14 protein-coding genes are annotated in these 15862 nt (G+C 37.2%); 11 read left to right on the top strand and 3 right to left on the bottom strand.

What is annotated here, in order from left to right; all coding sequences use genetic code 11:
- Positions 1-4: 4 nt before the first annotated feature.
- Positions 5-1177, top strand: coding sequence for a cell division protein FtsZ (gene ftsZ, locus AC3ANL_RS14845; RefSeq protein WP_488325210.1), 1173 nt, complete (start codon positions 5-7; stop codon positions 1175-1177).
- Here the strand turns inward: ftsZ and AC3ANL_RS14840 are convergent.
- Positions 1172-1438: a TetR/AcrR family transcriptional regulator gene (locus AC3ANL_RS14840; RefSeq protein WP_488325209.1), complete on the bottom strand. Its 267-nt coding sequence runs from the start codon at positions 1436-1438 to the stop codon at positions 1172-1174. The two genes, ftsZ and AC3ANL_RS14840, sit on opposite strands and share 6 nt — an antisense overlap.
- Positions 1439-1627: 189 nt before the next feature.
- On the opposite strand from AC3ANL_RS14840, the gene AC3ANL_RS14835 reads away from it, so the two are divergent.
- The 3 genes from AC3ANL_RS14835 (at position 1628) to AC3ANL_RS14825 (ending at position 5781) form a co-directional block, all read left to right on the top strand.
- Complete coding sequence (locus tag AC3ANL_RS14835) at positions 1628-3169, top strand: DHA2 family efflux MFS transporter permease subunit (protein WP_488325208.1); 1542 nt, start codon at positions 1628-1630, stop codon at positions 3167-3169.
- 200 nt (positions 3170-3369) lie between these two features.
- Complete coding sequence (locus AC3ANL_RS14830; RefSeq protein WP_488325207.1) at positions 3370-4353, top strand: proline dehydrogenase family protein; 984 nt, start codon at positions 3370-3372, stop codon at positions 4351-4353.
- 255 nt (positions 4354-4608) lie between these two features.
- Positions 4609-5781, top strand: coding sequence for a class I SAM-dependent methyltransferase (locus AC3ANL_RS14825; protein WP_488325206.1), 1173 nt, complete (start codon positions 4609-4611; stop codon positions 5779-5781).
- 117 nt (positions 5782-5898) lie between these two features.
- Here AC3ANL_RS14825 and AC3ANL_RS14820 read toward each other — a convergent pair whose 3' ends face one another.
- A complete protein-coding gene (locus tag AC3ANL_RS14820; protein ID WP_488325205.1) occupies positions 5899-6324 on the bottom strand; it encodes a hypothetical protein in 426 nt (141 codons plus the stop codon).
- A gap of 468 nt (positions 6325-6792) precedes the next feature.
- On the opposite strand from AC3ANL_RS14820, the gene AC3ANL_RS14815 reads away from it, so the two are divergent.
- From AC3ANL_RS14815 to AC3ANL_RS14805, 3 genes are all read left to right on the top strand, one after another.
- On the top strand, positions 6793-7617 hold the full coding sequence (locus AC3ANL_RS14815) for a formate/nitrite transporter family protein (RefSeq protein WP_488325204.1): 825 nt from the start codon (positions 6793-6795) through the stop codon (positions 7615-7617).
- Positions 7618-7816: 199 nt separating this feature from the next.
- Positions 7817-8818 (top strand): VanW family protein, encoded by a 1002-nt coding sequence (locus AC3ANL_RS14810; RefSeq protein ID WP_488325203.1) that lies wholly within the window; start codon positions 7817-7819, stop codon positions 8816-8818.
- Positions 8819-8993: 175 nt separating this feature from the next.
- Positions 8994-9410 (top strand): hypothetical protein, encoded by a 417-nt coding sequence (locus AC3ANL_RS14805; protein ID WP_488325202.1) that lies wholly within the window; start codon positions 8994-8996, stop codon positions 9408-9410.
- Between the two features lie 87 nt (positions 9411-9497).
- On the opposite strand, the gene AC3ANL_RS14800 is transcribed toward AC3ANL_RS14805, so the two are convergent.
- Positions 9498-10403 carry a TetR/AcrR family transcriptional regulator gene (locus AC3ANL_RS14800; protein ID WP_488325201.1) on the bottom strand — a complete coding sequence of 302 codons (906 nt, stop codon included), beginning with the start codon at positions 10401-10403 and terminating at the stop codon, positions 9498-9500.
- Positions 10404-10587: 184 nt separating this feature from the next.
- Here AC3ANL_RS14800 and AC3ANL_RS14795 point away from each other — a divergent pair, with 184 nt between their 5' ends.
- From AC3ANL_RS14795 to AC3ANL_RS14780, 4 genes are all read left to right on the top strand, one after another.
- On the top strand, positions 10588-12105 hold the full coding sequence (locus AC3ANL_RS14795) for a DHA2 family efflux MFS transporter permease subunit (RefSeq protein WP_488325200.1): 1518 nt from the start codon (positions 10588-10590) through the stop codon (positions 12103-12105).
- A gap of 330 nt (positions 12106-12435) precedes the next feature.
- The gene (locus AC3ANL_RS14790) at positions 12436-13026 is read left to right on the top strand and encodes a branched-chain amino acid aminotransferase (protein ID WP_488325199.1); all 591 of its coding nucleotides are present in this window, start codon (positions 12436-12438) and stop codon (positions 13024-13026) included.
- A gap of 78 nt (positions 13027-13104) precedes the next feature.
- Positions 13105-13911, top strand: a complete 807-nt coding sequence (locus AC3ANL_RS14785) for a uroporphyrinogen-III synthase (protein ID WP_488325198.1) — start codon at positions 13105-13107, stop codon at positions 13909-13911.
- A 579-nt stretch (positions 13912-14490) separates the two neighbouring features.
- Positions 14491-15858 (top strand): NAD(P)-dependent oxidoreductase, encoded by a 1368-nt coding sequence (locus tag AC3ANL_RS14780; RefSeq protein ID WP_488325197.1) that lies wholly within the window; start codon positions 14491-14493, stop codon positions 15856-15858.
- Positions 15859-15862 lie beyond the last annotated feature (4 nt).

Here is a 15862-nt window from a genome sequence, read left to right as displayed (position 1 = left end):
ATGAATGTGGGATTTTGATATGAGTATAGATCAAGTAGCGAGAATAAAAGTGATCGGAGTTGGCGGTGGAGGAAATAATGCCGTTAACAGAATGATTGAGGATGGTATCCAAGGTGTTGAATTCATTGCTGTGAATACAGATGCACAGGCACTAAACCTATCAAAGGCGGAAATTAAGATGCAAATTGGAGCATCTTTGACAAGAGGTCTAGGAGCAGGAGCAAACCCTGAAGTAGGGAGAAAAGCGGTTGAAGAGAGCAAAAAACAATTACAAGAAGTATTAGATGGTGCGGATATGGTTTTCGTGACAGCAGGCATGGGCGGAGGGACCGGTACTGGAGCCGCTCCAGCGATAGCACAAATTGCTCACGATCTTGGTGCTCTTACAATTGGTGTGGTTACACGTCCATTTGGGTTTGAAGGTCGAAAACGCTCGGCCAATGCAGCAAATGGAATCGAGTTAATGAGGGAAGCAGTTGATACCTTAATCATTATTCCAAATGACCGTCTATTACAGATTGTAGATAAGAAAACACCTATGCTGGAAGCCTTTCGTGAGGCAGATAATGTCCTCAGGCAGGGGGTACAAGGAATTTCAGATTTAATTGCAGTTCCAGGATTAATTAACCTTGATTTTGCTGATGTGAAAACGATTATGACGAATCAAGGTACAGCTCTCATGGGTATAGGTGTGGCAAAAGGGACGGATCGTGCGATAGAGGCTGCTAAAAAGGCGATATCTAGTCCATTACTTGAAACATCTATTGATGGTGCTCAAGGTGTCCTGATGAACATCACGGGTGGAAGCAATTTAAGTCTTTATGAGGTACAAGAAGCCGCTAATCTTGTTGCCTCTGCATCTGATCACGAATTAAACATGATATTTGGTTCGATCATTAATGATAACTTAAAAGATGAAATTATGATTACGGTTATTGCTACAGGTTTTGTTGATCATGATAGGACCACTCGAAACCTTGATGCCAATACTTTAAAAAGTGTAAATGTGAATACATCTTCTAAAAGTGAACAAACACTGCAGGAAGAGCATTTATATGAACAGGAAACAGCAAAAACACAGCGGCCAGAAGAATATCCTTCAACATGGCCGGTACAGGGACAAGATGATTCTCTTGAAATTCCAACATTTTTACGAAATCGGAATAAAAGATCATAAACCAACTATTTCAAAAAATACAAGAAAAACCCTCCCAATGTTTAATGGAGCATTGAGGGGGTTTTTTGTTCTTCTATATCTTTTAAAGATCAATTTAAATAAAGCGATTAATAATTCATTTTTAGTTGAAAAATAGTTATAAAATGTTCCTTTAGAGATTCTGTTATAATTTAAAAAATCTTGAATGGAAATTGCTTGACAGCTTTTATCAATAAATAATTGATGAGTCGAATCGATAGGATGCTGTTTCCTGTCAATCATTTTATCACCCTAAATTCTTGGTTAGACAACTTGTATAAAAAATATAGAATCTTATGAATCTGTTGGTTACAAACCAATAAAATAACAGGATATTTTTTGATTGCAAATTTTGGACTAAAGGTATAATATAAAGCCTATGTGTAATTCGAGTACAAGATATTGAACTTAGCGTCTAAGGGGGAATTATTAATGGATCAATCCATAAATAAAAATAAACGTCCGCCATACGGTATCCTTGCCGTCCTAATGGTTGGAGCTTTTATTTCATTTTTAAACAATACGCTTTTAAACATTGCACTGCCTTCTATAATGAAGGATTTAAATGTTGAAGCAGCAACCGTTCAGTGGTTGACTACAGGTTTTATGTTAGTAAATGGGGTTTTGATCCCGATAAGTGCATTTTTAATACAAAAGTTTTCAGTTCGGCATATCTTTTTAGCTGCCATGAGTTTATTTACTGCCGGAACCATATTAGCTGGGTTTGCTCATGTCTTTCCGATGCTTTTAGCAGGAAGAATGTTTCAAGCTGCAGGCTCTGCTATTTTAATGCCGCTCTTAATGAACGTTATGTTAGTGAGTTTCCCAATCGAAAAAAGGGGAGCAGCCATGGGTGTTTTTGGGTTAATTTTAATGTTTGCACCCGCGATTGGTCCGACATTATCAGGTTGGATTATTGAACATTATGACTGGAGAATGCTTTTCCACTTTATAACACCAATTGCGATTGTGGTTGTATTGCTTGGATTGTTCCTGCTTAAAGACAAAAAGGAAAAAGTCTATATTCGTTTCGATTTCTTATCGGTCATTCTATCAAGTATTGGATTTGGCGGAATTCTATATGGGTTTAGTTCTGCTGGTAGTAAGGGTTGGGATAGCCCGCAAGTTTATGGAACCATTATCATTGGTATTATTTCATTAATCGTGTTTATATTGCGTCAATTGAGACTAGATGAGCCATTGTTAAATTTCAGGGTTTATCATTTTCCAATGTTCGCCTTATCATCTGTTATAACCATGGCTCTCAACATGGCTTTGTTTTCCGGGATGTTACTACTTCCAATCTATACACAAACGATTCGCGGGATCACTCCAATGGACGCAGGACTTTTGTTAATGCCAGGGGCTATTTTGATGGCATTCATGTCTCCCGTAACTGGAAAATTATTTGATAAAGTAGGTGGACGGTTATTAGCTGTTATTGGTTTAGCCATTATCGCTGTGACCACCTATGGCTTTAGCCAATTAACCCTTCATACTAGCTACACACACTTAATCATTTTGTATTCAGTCCGTTCGTTAGGGATGGCCATGTGTATGATGCCTGTTTCGACCAACGGTTTAAATCAATTGCCAAGACGTTTATATCCACATGGTACGGCTATGAATAATACATTAAACCAAGTTGCTGGCGCTATTGGTACAGCGTTAATGGTAACCATCATGTCAAATCGAGCTGCATCCCAGGCGAAAGAGCTTGGCGCAGCAGCCATGAAAAAAATGACTGAACAGCCGACTCCAGCAGCGCTTGCAGAAATGAAACAACAGATAATAATGCAGGCTACGTTAAATGGTATAAATTATTCCTTCTTAATTTCTACCTTTATTGCTGTCGTCGCACTAGTATTAGCATTCTTCATCAAACGCGTTACAAAGGCAGAAGAAGACCTTCCAGGTGGAAGCAAATCAAAATCATCAAACAAAAAAGCTGGTACCAAATTAGCTGAGAATTAATCTTATATGGTGCCTGACACCATTTCCAACATATGCATAATTCAAATGAGCCCATTCTCCTATAGAGATGGGCTCATTATATTGGAATAATAGTCTGATGAATGAAATCAGGATATTTATTTTGGAAAATTCGCAAAACAAATATTATTGAAAGCGTATGCTATAATTGGGATAAAAAACAACAGCGAGGAGTAATCGGTATGTTGAAAGATCTATTTATGGGCTTATCCCAAAATCAATTTCTGAATAGTGCCGCTAAAAAGTATGGGTTAAAAATGGGTGCACAGAGCGTTGTTGCTGGAACTAATATCCCTGAAGTAATCAATAGTATTAAAGAGCTCAACTCCCATGGTATTTCTTGTACGGTTGATAATCTAGGAGAGTTCGTTTTTAAAGAAGAAGAGGCAACAACTGCGAAGGAACAAATACTTCAGGTTATTGAGGCAATTCATGAAAATAAAGTAGATGCTCATATCTCATTAAAACCAACTCAATTAGGGTTGGATATTGATTATTCATTTTGCTTAAATAATATTAGAGAAATTGTCGAAAAGGCAAGCCAATACGATATGTTTATAAATATTGATATGGAGACCTTTAAACATTTAGAACTTACCTTTGATTTATTGGATGACCTATCGTTGGAATATGAAAATGTTGGTACGGTAATTCAGGCTTATTACCACCATGCATTAGAATATGTAGAAAAATATAAAAATTTCCGAATTCGTCTTGTAAAAGGTGCATATAAAGAATCAGAAGAAATCGCTTTTCAGGAAAAGAAAGATATCGATGCAAACTATATAAAGCTGATTGAATGGCATCTCTTGAATGGCAAATTTACATCAATTGCCACACATGACCATAGAATCATCTATCAGGTGATCGATTTTGTTAAGCGCAATCATATTCCAAATGAACAATTTGAATTTCAAATGCTGTATGGATTTAGAAGGGATTTGCAGCTTAAGTTGGCGAGCGAAGGCTATAACTTCTGTACATATGTTCCGTTCGGGAATGACTGGTACGGATATTTTATGCGCCGTCTTGCAGAAAGACCGCAAAATTTAAATCTAGTTGCTAAACAAGTCTTTAACAAAAAAACCAACTCCCTAATTGGCGTTGCAGCAGGGGCTTTTTTATTAGGGAGATTGTCTGCATCTAACAAGAAAAAACGCAAATAAATAATATAGTAGAGTGCTAGAGAATACACGAGTGTATGGCCAGGAGTCCTTTCCAAATAAAGGAACCTGGCTTATTTTATTTAAAAAATATTTCATTAATAATTTGTAACAAAAAGTAATTATAGTTTAAACTAACATAGATACTACTTCGTGAAGCGAAATATATGAATTTTAAGTGTTATATTCCGTATCGAGATTTGTAGATGTTTATTTTTGTTAAAAAGTACGAATATTACTTCTTAGAGGTGTTGCATTATGATTGATAAATTATTTTATAAGACATTACTTAAAAAAACTTTTTCAAATCCTGTTGAAATTACATTTTGGGATGGTGAGACGGTTCGGTATGGTGAGAGCGAACCGCAATTTAAACTCATTTTTCATGATGTTATACCAAAAGCGGATTTGGTAAGTAATCCTTCCATCGCTTTCGGTGAAGCTTATATGGATGGGACCATTGATATAGAAGGAGATTTAAAAGAAATTGTTATGTCCATGTACCGAAGTCAGGAGAGCTTTTTAGGAAACAGTAATTTCACTGCCCAACTTCTGAAAAAATTCTCAAATACTAAAAAACTAAGTAAAGAAAACATCGCCTTTCATTATGATATTGGGAATGATTTTTACAAGTTGTGGCTGGATGAAACAATGACCTATTCATGCGGCTACTTTAAGATTCCATCCGATAGTCTAAAAACGGCCCAACAAAATAAAGTGGCCCATATTCTTAAAAAACTGAACCTTTCTAAAGGGCAGACGCTCTTAGACATCGGCTGCGGTTGGGGAGAACTAATTATTACTGCAGCTAAGCGTTATGGAGTAAAAGCAACAGGTATTACATTGTCCGAGGAACAATTTGCTCGGGTGCAAGAACGGATTAAGGGAGAGCAATTATTAGATTTTGTAGAAGTACAATTAATCGACTATCGTGATTTGAAAAAACAGAAATTTGATCGGATTGTCAGTGTAGGTATGATTGAACATGTCGGTCAAGAACATTTACCTGAATATTTTCAGAAAGTAAATGAATTATTGGTAAATGGTGGACTTTCTGTCCTTCACACGATTACGTCACCAAAAGAAGGCGCAACAAATGCATGGATTGATAAATATATTTTTCCAGGAGGGTATATTCCTTCGGTGAGGGAGCTAGTCAATCAGGTTACAGAAAACAACTTCAACTTAATTGATTTTGAAAGTTTGCGCCGCCATTATGCAAAAACACTTGAAATGTGGGCAGAAAACTTTGAAAATGCCCTTGATGAAATAAGAAAAACTAAGGACGAACGATTCATTCGGATGTGGCGATTGTACTTAAATGCCTGCGCAGCATCCTTTCAAACAGGGAATATTGACTTAGGTCAATTCATCTTTACGAAAGGAACAAATGATTCCCTTCCCTGGACACGTGAATACTTATATAACTAAAAAAGTCAGGCAACATTCAACTGAATGAATGGTGCCTGACACCTTTTTTAGTATTTACACGGTTTTTGTCGGAAAAAGAAAAAAGGCACCTTGCCTTTGATGAATGGATCAAAGGTGTCAGGCACCATTAGTAACAGCATTATAGGAGAAATTGGCATCGTCCCATTGATAAATTCCTTCTTGAAGTTTGATGACCGAGTCAAAAGGACAATCAATTTGGAAGTTATCTTCAGGTTCGATTGCATCGACTTTATTTTTTTGCTGGTCCATCAAATGGTTCTTTAAACGAAGCATATCTGTTTTAGATGCAATCCGAATAATTTTATCTAGAGTGATTTTCTTTTCGCTGATTCCATAGCTATTACAAATACTCGTTTGAAAACTCTTGTTATATTGAAGCATCATGTGTAAATCATTGATACATGCCACGCCAAAAACTTCTTTTATGATATCCTCATAGCGTAGCTGCGTTCCAGTAGCAAATTTAATAATATTTCTTTCTGGATTTTCTAAGAAATAAATTGTTTCAATTGAATTTTCCATTCCCAACACCTTTTCTACAATTAATTTCTATAGCAGTTCATTATAGGTCAATTTACGTTTTGTCAATAAAAAAATGGAGAGAAAATGAGGTAAAGGTTACCTAGCCACGGCTCATTTAATCAGCATTTACTACTATTATACCACATTTTAAAATATGTGCTTGGAACATTGCTCAAATTTTGTAGAACGATGAAGGATCTTAAGGATAATAATGGAAATGGATCAAGTTAAAAACGGTAAATTTTAATTTTTTCCGAACTTTCTATCTAAACTTTTTAAAAAATTCGTTTTTAGGTGTCAGAGGCTCAACTCATGCCTAATAACAAGCTCCTTATCATAGAATTGGAAGCGCTCTTAAATATGTAAAGAAATATTCACAGGTTTTTATAAAAAATTACTATAAAATAAGTGTATGTGACGTACTTCACAAATATTAAAGAAAAAATGTTTTTTAAAGGAGAACCTCGTATGGGATACAGTAAACCAGACAAGATTATGGAAATCACAGTGGAGATTGGTGTTAAAAAAACTAAATATTCTCTTCTTCAGACGATGATTTTAGGTTTTGAGGCAGGTGCATTCATTGCTTTAGGATATTTGCTTTTTATCCGTGTAACAGCGACTTTGTCGGGAAATTTTGACGGCCTCAGCAGTCTAATTGGGGCTTCCGTATTTCCAATTGGACTTATTCTTACACTCCTAGCAGGCGGTGAACTTTTAACTGGAAATATGATGGCTGTGCCTTTAGCAAGAATGGCCAAAAAAGTAAGCACCCGGCAGGTCATTTATAATTGGTTTCTGGTTACAGTCAGTAATTTTATCGGAGCGATTTTTGTTGCTTATTTTTTCGGTCACCTTGTTGGCTTAACTGAAACCGCTCCATATTTATCTAAAACAATTAGTATCGCTGAACATAAATTAGAAGTATCGTTTCTTCAAGCTTTTGTTTCGGGAATTGGATGTAATTGGCTGGTTGCTTCTGCCGTATGGCTTTCATACGGAGCTAATGACATGGCGGGGAAAATTACTGGAATTTGGTTTCCAACGATGGCATTCGTCGCTATTGGTTTTCAACACGTGGTAGCTAATATGTTTGTGATCCCTGCAGCAATTTTTGCAGGCCACTTTACATGGCTGGACTATATTCAAAATTTTATTCCTGTCTTTTTAGGAAATGCTGTAGGTGGAACAGTATTTATTGCATTAGCATATTGGCATGTTTATAAGAAAAAGGAACATTCCTTCTTAGAACCGAAAGTGGTTCAGCCTATGGTGAAAAGTGGGGTTAGATAGAAAGTTGGCAGCGTTGAACTTAAATATTCAACACTGCTTTTTTTTTGATAAAAATCCCTTTTAATCAAGTTAACGACTTTTTCTAGGTAATATTGATATGTTTGACGGAATAAAATGGGAACTGAGCGCTTTTAAGCTGGCCCAGTACTATATGAGCGCGACATAACAGAACTTAGAAAAAGAGGAGAAGTTGGGGATAATGGCTAAGCAGACATGGGCACTTTCATTACTGATAATAGGAAGCTTAATTGGATTAGCTGGATGTAATGAGGAAACGTCAAATGGAAAACCACATGAAGAAAAGGTGTCTGAACCTCCAAAAAAAACACAGCAAAAGCCAGCAGTCGAACCTCAAAAAGTTGAAGAACAAAAGCCAATTGCGGTAAATGTTGTTGATTCGAATACAAAACAGACCGTAAAGACCTTTTTACCAATGGATTTAGGATTTGAAACTAATCCGGAATCATATAAAAAGAAAATTGAACAGTGGGCTAAGGAATTGGCACGAGGAACAGAATCTACGACTGGTTATGACCAACGAATGGTGCTCGACAGGATTGATGACAATGGTCAGATTATCAAAGGAAAGCCTCAGATAATTTTAGATGAAGCCCTATTAGTAGAAAGAGTCATGACAGCTTCGGTTCAAGGTGGTGAGGTGGAGCTCCCGATAACTGTAACGGCAAGCGGTTATAAACCTGAAGATGTTGTCCACTTAAGTGAGGTAGTGGTTGCTTCATTCTCGACTTATTTTAGCAGCGGGGTTATTGGACGTTCAAAAAATATTGAGCTCTCGGCACATGCAATTAATAATGTCATTGTTGGAGCTCAAGATATCTTTTCTTTTAATACCACTGTTGGCCCAAGCGATGCTGAACATGGGTACCAACCAGCAAAGGAAATTGTAAATAAGCAACTTGTCGATGGGATTGGTGGTGGAATCTGCCAGACATCCTCCACACTGTTTAATGCAGTAGACAAAATAGGCGTAAGTTATATCGAAAAACATCACCACTCGTTATCGGTCGGTTATGTACCGGCAGGAAGAGATGCAACGGTTTCCTACGGCGGTCCCGATTTTCGATTTCAGAATACAGCGGGTGTGCCAATCTTAATAAAAACGATTTATGGTAAAGGAAAATTAACCGTTGAAGTAAGAACTTCAGCAGCCTATCAAGGACTTATTGCAAAAAGTAATTAGCTTAATACCATATACCAATAATCGGTATATAAAAGGTCGAATTCCGAGATGAGCGGAATTCGGCCTTTTGCGTGTTATTGGATTGTCTATTAAAGGAAATATTGGGAATTTGAAACAAAATTAGGTATGGATTCGTCAGATTAGGAGAAAAGGTTTATCTGGGGGAGGTAAATCGGTGGGATTAATAAAAAAAATCATGGTTACCTTGATTCTTGGTGTTACAATAGGATCTTCTCTGGTTATTGGTATCTTTGGATCAGCATTATTTCAGGAGGGAAATCCAATTCCGTTGATGGTTTCTGTTCTAAAATTAAAGCTAACGGATACTGAATACGTCCAGTTTGCAAAATCAGAAAACCAGAGCAGATACTTATCCATCAATACTGGAAATAATCGCTTCAATGTTGTTAAGGATTTTATGAAAGTAAATGGATGGACATATGAAGAACAAATGGGCGCGGGCCTCATTTTTATAAAGGAAGAAAAAGAAGCTATTGTGTTGACAAGACAGTATTCAAGGCATTTTATTATTTGGGATATTTCAAAAAGTATTGTTGTCAGTGATACAGATACAAAGATTTTTTCAGAATAAGAGAAAGTGGATGTTCCAAAAGGGTCGGACACCTCGGTTTTGTGGTTGAGGGGTCTTACACATGGTTTGGGACATCCACAGTTTTATCTAATTTAAAGCCTCATCTTGATTCATAGAATCATTAACCAACTTTTCAAGAGCCATCAGTTCCTTTTTCCAACTAGAATGACCATTTAGAGATAAAAGTGTACTTTCAATTAAATATTTTCTTGGTGTACTAGAATGTAATAATTCTTCTTGTATAAAGTCTAAAAGTTCAAAATACTTTTCTTGTTCGCGTTCATCAGATAATACTTTAGTAATCGTTTTTCTTAATGTTCCTGATAAATGAAGTAATTGGGTTTTAAAACCTGTCTGGTTCTTTGAACAGTTGGGAAGCCACTTCTCTAATAGTTCCGGTTCAAGTAATCGATCACCGGCTTCGGACACCTCATCAACCAATTTCACTAACCGTCCAACGCTATAACGGACCACTTGACTAACTTTTTCACCTGTCTCATAAGCCATACGATTATATTGAACATTATGCTGTAAAATTCCTTGAAACATGATCGCACAATCTAATAGGTAGGGTTTCTTCTCTTCTCCAAAAATATCAATAAAGCGATTGTAGTACCAGCGAAGGGAATTTAATCGAGTATGGTGAACAAATTTTTTTAGATCAGCATCGTTTGTTGCCAATACCTCTTCAAAAATCGTAATGAGTTTGTTTTTTCTATTGGTCATCATTTGCATTTCGAGTTGTCGAATGAAAATCTCAATATTGGAGGGACTTTGACCAACAAGGAGTTTACTCCTTTCCTGGTCTAGCTGCTTATAGACCGTCTTATAAATGCCGATCAATAATTCTGTTTTTGACGAAAAGTAATTATAAAATGTTCCCTTAGAAATCCCACTATAATCTAAAATGTCCTGAATGGAAGTGGCTTGGAAGCCTTTTTCAATAAAAAGTTGATGGGCCGCCTTTATGACATTTTGTTTCCGATTGTACATATCATCACCTAAAATTGGATTTATACTGCCTGTATAAAATAATACTACCTTATTTTATCTGTCTTTACAAACCTCTAAATCATGGATATATTTTGATTGCAATATTTGAAATGAGAGTATATTATAATGGAAGTATGAAACAGGGGTATAAAAAAATGAACAATTAGTTTAAGGGGGAAATGGAATGGAACAAACCATAAAGGAGACTAGTCGTCCACGGTACGGAATTCTTGCCGTTTTGATGATTGGAGCTTTTATTGCATTCCTAAACAACACATTATTAAATATAGCACTTCCATCGATCATGAAGGACTTAAATATTGAAGCGTCGACTGTACAATGGTTAACGACAGGTTTTATGCTCGTTAATGGAATCTTAATTCCTACCTCGGCATATTTAATTCAAAAATTTTCTGTCCGGCAATTATTTTTAACTGCAATGGCCTTATTTTCAATTGGAACCATTCTAGCAGGTTTTGCCCATGCTTTTCCACTTTTATTAACGGGTCGGATGCTTCAAGCTTCCGGTTCAGCCATCTTGATGCCCTTGTTAATGAATGTTATGTTAGTAAGCTTTCCCGTAGAAAAGAGGGGGGCCGCAATGGGCGTGTTCGGTCTGATCTTAATGGCGGCACCTGCAATCGGACCAACATTATCGGGCTGGATTATTGAACATTATGACTGGAGAATGCTTTTCCACTTTGTTACACCAATAGCTATTGTTATTTTATTAATAGGGTTTTTCTTGCTAAAGGATAAGAAGGAAAAAGTAAATATCCGGCTTGATTTTGTTTCTCTTCTATTATCGAGTGCAGGTTTCGGCGGTATCCTTTATGGTTTTAGTTCTGCAGGCAGCAAAGGCTGGGATAGTCCACTTGTCTATGGAACGATTATTATTGGGGTAATCTCATTGATTGTATTTATATTACGTCAACTAAAACAAGAAAAACCATTGCTGAACTTTAGGATTTATAAATACCCTATGTTTGCATTATCCTCAGCGATTACCATGGTTGTTAATATGGCGATGTTTTCTGGGATGTTATTAATTCCCATCTATGTTCAAACGATACGTGGAATCACGCCAATGGATGCCGGGTTAATGATGTTGCCAGGTGCACTAGCAATGGCCATTATGTCGCCCATTACAGGGAAATTATTTGATAAATTTGGCGGGCGGATTTTAGCTCTTATTGGGTTAATTATTATGACTGTCACAACTTATTATTTTGGGCAATTAACGTTAACGACATCTTATTCTTATTTGGTTATTTTGAATTCAATCCGAATGTTAGGTATATCGATGGTCATGATGCCCGTATCCACAAATGGATTAAATCAATTACCAGCCCGCTTTTACCCGCATGGGACTGCAATGAACAATACCTTAAATCAGGTTGCCGGTGCCATTGGTACCGCATTGCTTGTCACAATTATGTCTAACCGAACTGAATCAAAGGCAAAAGAACTTGGTGCGGCAGCGATCAAAAACATGACTGAGCAGCCAACTGCAGCTGCTGCAGCAGAAATGAAACAACATATTATCATGCAATCCATGTTATCTGGAATTAATTATGCTTTCACCATTGCAACCTTTCTTGCTGCAGTTGCACTTGTTTTTTCTTTATTTATTAAACGGGCAAAACAAGCGGAAGATCCGGGTGATGTAAAGCCAGCCGATAAAAAAATGGCTGTAAATTAATAAATTATAAAAAAAGTGGATGTCTCAAACAAAGTTTCAGACCAAAACCTCATGCATGTTGCTGTTCTTTATGGATAGGCGACTGGATATTGAGTGTTAAAGTGAGGTCCGACCTTTATTAGGCGTTCTCTTTTTACTTTTTGCGTGTTGTTTGGGCATGCGAAAATTTTTTAAGTATACTATAATAGTCATGTAAATAACTTTATTTATGACCTTTACAGATAGGATAAGGTCTTTTTTTGTACAAAATAATTATATTATGTAACAATTTGCTTTTCTCTTTTAAAAAAATCAATATAATAGGAAAGGTATTTAAGGAGGAATTTACCCATGATTAAAGACCAAATCACACAATACATACAATCAAATCAAAATGGTACACAAATTAGCATTTTTAAAGAAGAAAAAGAGTATGCAGAAAAGAATGAACTTGCCGGTGCCGATCAGTTTATCGAGAAAGAAGCAGGAGCTCGTTTTGTGGATGCTTACATCGAACGTTGTGATAAAGAGACGGAAAATATTATTAAGAATGAGACAGGCTCATTTTTAATTCAACCTCTCGATTACTTAAAAAAGCATAAAAATGAGTTTATTTATATCGAGTCGATTTGGTTCGATATTATTGGAGTAGAGGCAGTTTCACTGGAAGTGGATGACGTTTTTGGTACGTATGATGTGATGCTAGGCTTAAAGCTGCAAAAGAAATTTGAAAAGTCCTTAAAGGAACAGCTCAATACAAATTTACATGGTGAGGAAGCAAAATTTGATTTAATGTTTAGTCTTGATGATGGATTATGGAATTTGAATTTCGCGCTAAATTATGTAGCAGGCTTTGATGAGGAAATGACAATTGGTGAAGCGTTCCAGTTAATTTATCATTTCTTATTCAAACTGGTTGAAGCAGTAGAGGGAGAAAGATAGAAAGAAATTCACGAAAAAAAGGCTATCGAGCAAATAATGCTAGTTAGTCTTTTTGTCTGAAAAGGGATGAAAATTGAAATGAAAAAGAGTTTAACTGGGAAAAGAATTGTCATTGGTGGTTCGCGGAAAATTGAAGAAATTAGCACATTAATTGAAAAACAGGGCGGGACTCCGCTTATTCGCTCCCTACAGGGGACAGTCTTTTTAGCTGAACAGGAGGTAGGACCTGATTTAGTTAAGTTCGTGGAAGAAGGTGCTGATTGGGTCATTTTCACAACAGGAATTGGCCTTGAGACAATGATCAATCTAGCTGCCAAACTTGAGTTGAACGAACCATTTTTAAAGAGAATTCGTGAGGCTAAGATTGCATCAAGAGGATATAAAACGTTTGCTGCACTAAAAAAATTGGATATAGTGCCGGTAGCTGCAGATGAAGATGGAACCACGAGGGGATTAGTCCGGGCGTTAGAGGGGATTGACTTTACTGGTAATAAAATTATGGTCCAATTGCACGGGGAAACAGCCCCGGCTTTAACTCAATTTCTTGAAGACCGTGGAGCAACAGTCCAAAAAATACTACCATACCAGCACATAGCACCTGAAACAGAAACTGTAAAAAGATTATGTAGTGAATTGCTGACGAACCAGTGTGATGCTGTTTGTTTCACCACTGCTGTACAGGTACGATCATTATTTGATTTTGCAAGGGAAAATGAAATCCTTGCCGAAATTAAGAGTGTTTTCAAGCACCAGACAGTGGCTGTGGCCGTAGGAAAAGTAACCGCGGAAGCCTTAAAAGAAGAAGGACTTGAACGGATTCTTGTTCCTGCAAATGAGAGAATGGGAGCCATGATTGTGGAGCTTGCAAAATATTTTCAAAGTTAATTTTTTTATGTACCTAACGAGGATGTCCCAAAGGGGTCTGACCCTTTTTTTGGGCCATTCTCTTTTTTTATAAATTTTTCAATAAGCGGGTCATTTGTTAAAAAATGTCGAGAAGTTTTTACTCCATTTTAGTTGCAAGGCATTTCTTGATTTTAGAAGAAGCTGGTTAGGGTAGCGGGATAATAGGGTTGTATTTTTCTAACCTGTCTCCAAAAAGTATGGAGGATAACTTAACAGTTCGCTATATTTTTACACGATTTTTGATATGATTGTGTTAAATTGAAAAAGAATTCTGAAAAAAACAAAGAAACGTTTAAGCAAAATATTTACATAGTGGTTAAAGAATTGCTTGCATCTTTTTACATGTTGTATGGTGTAATGTCCATATCAGGTCTGTAAAATGAGGGGTACACGCAGAAATTTCTGCAAGATAAACAACCAAACTAGAGGAGGATGGTCATTATTCGTAAAAAAAATAAATAAAGCGCTTACATCTAACCTTAAATTAATTTAATGAGTAAAAATATATACTTTATGCAACAAAAACTATTTATTTTTACTATAAAAGGAGGGGTTCTTTTGGCGAGTGAAAAACAGATTCGAATTTCCTTATCCAATCTCGAAAGAAATTTTCTGGAAGTGGAGCAGGGGCTAACCAATCAAGAAGCCGTGGAAGAATCGAATCGATGTCTCTATTGCTATGACGCTCCATGTATTAAAGCCTGCCCAACAGGAATTGATATTCCTACTTTTATTAAAAAAATTGCCTCAGGAAACCTATTCGGATCTGCAAAAACGATCATGTCCTCCAATCCAGTCGGAGCTAGCTGCTCCAGGGTTTGCCCTACAGAAGAACTCTGTGAGGGAGCCTGCGTCCTCAATCATTCAACCAAGCCAATCATGATAGGCAACCTGCAAAGGTATGCCACAGATTGGGCAATACAAAATGAGCAAACACTCTTTCAACCAGGAACTTCAAATGGCAAGACAGTCGCCGTAATTGGCGGGGGACCAGCTGGTTTATCAGCCGCCAGGGAACTTGCACGATTAGGTTATGTTGTAACCATTTTTGAAGCAGCTGAAAAAGCGGGCGGTTTGAATACTTATGGTATTGTCTCTTTCCGTTTACCACAGAAAATTTCTTACTGGGAAGTCGAACAGGTGAAGAAATTAAATGTAAAGATTAGAACGAACACCGTGGTGGGAAAGGATATTTCAGCGAAAGAAATAACGGAAGATTTCGATCATGTCGTCTTAGCAGCAGGAATGGCACAGGTTCCAGCACTCGGGGTAGAAGGGGAAAACTTAGACGGAGTCTATGATGCCATTGAATTTGTAAAGGCAACCAAAAGCGGTTTGTTATCCAATGACTTCATTGGTAAACGTGTCGTCGTAATAGGAGCAGGAAATACTGCGATTGACGGTGCGACTTGTTCGATCCGCTTAGGGGCCGAAAATGTGAAAATCTTATACCGAAGAACGAAAGAAGAAATGAGTGCTTATGATTTTGAATATGAATTTGCCAAACAGGATGGGGTAGAATTTCGCTGGTTAACCGCACCAAAAAGGATCATCGCTGATGAAAATGGAAAGATAACAGGGATTGAGTGCACTAAAATGAAGCTTGGTGAACCTGAAAAAGATGGCCGCCGCAAACCGGTTGTGATTGAAGGCTCAGAGTACACGCTTCCAGTGGATGCGGTTGTTAAGGCAATCGGCCAAACAAGGCACGTGGAACTGATCGAGGCGTTTGGCTTACAGCACGAAGACGGTGTGGTCAAGGTTAATCAGGAAACGCTCCAAACCACTAACCCTAAAGTATTTGCCTGCGGAGACGTTATTTTTGGAAAAGGAAATGGGGATGCCATGGTCGTCACGGCTGCGCAGCAAGGCAAAAATGTGGCTTATGCCATTCATATGCAAAACTCGGCTGTTAGCTCTGTATAACAAA

The sequence above is a fragment of the Neobacillus sp. DHD-1R genome (assembly GCF_057747995.1).
This window is presented reverse-complemented; position numbering and strand designations above follow the sequence as displayed.

Coding starts and splice junctions, on each gene's coding strand:
- ftsZ (WP_488325210.1), top strand. CDS start 5: ATGTGGGATTTTGATATGAGTATAGATCAAGTAGCGAGAATAAAAGTG.
- AC3ANL_RS14840 (WP_488325209.1), bottom strand. CDS start 1,438: ATGATTGACAGGAAACAGCATCCTATCGATTCGACTCATCAATTATTT.
- AC3ANL_RS14835 (WP_488325208.1), top strand. CDS start 1,628: ATGGATCAATCCATAAATAAAAATAAACGTCCGCCATACGGTATCCTT.
- AC3ANL_RS14830 (WP_488325207.1), top strand. CDS start 3,370: ATGTTGAAAGATCTATTTATGGGCTTATCCCAAAATCAATTTCTGAAT.
- AC3ANL_RS14825 (WP_488325206.1), top strand. CDS start 4,609: ATGATTGATAAATTATTTTATAAGACATTACTTAAAAAAACTTTTTCA.
- AC3ANL_RS14820 (WP_488325205.1), bottom strand. CDS start 6,324: ATGGAAAATTCAATTGAAACAATTTATTTCTTAGAAAATCCAGAAAGA.
- AC3ANL_RS14815 (WP_488325204.1), top strand. CDS start 6,793: ATGGGATACAGTAAACCAGACAAGATTATGGAAATCACAGTGGAGATT.
- AC3ANL_RS14810 (WP_488325203.1), top strand. CDS start 7,817: ATGGCTAAGCAGACATGGGCACTTTCATTACTGATAATAGGAAGCTTA.
- AC3ANL_RS14800 (WP_488325201.1), bottom strand. CDS start 10,403: ATGTACAATCGGAAACAAAATGTCATAAAGGCGGCCCATCAACTTTTT.
- AC3ANL_RS14795 (WP_488325200.1), top strand. CDS start 10,588: ATGGAACAAACCATAAAGGAGACTAGTCGTCCACGGTACGGAATTCTT.
- AC3ANL_RS14790 (WP_488325199.1), top strand. CDS start 12,436: ATGATTAAAGACCAAATCACACAATACATACAATCAAATCAAAATGGT.
- AC3ANL_RS14785 (WP_488325198.1), top strand. CDS start 13,105: ATGAAAAAGAGTTTAACTGGGAAAAGAATTGTCATTGGTGGTTCGCGG.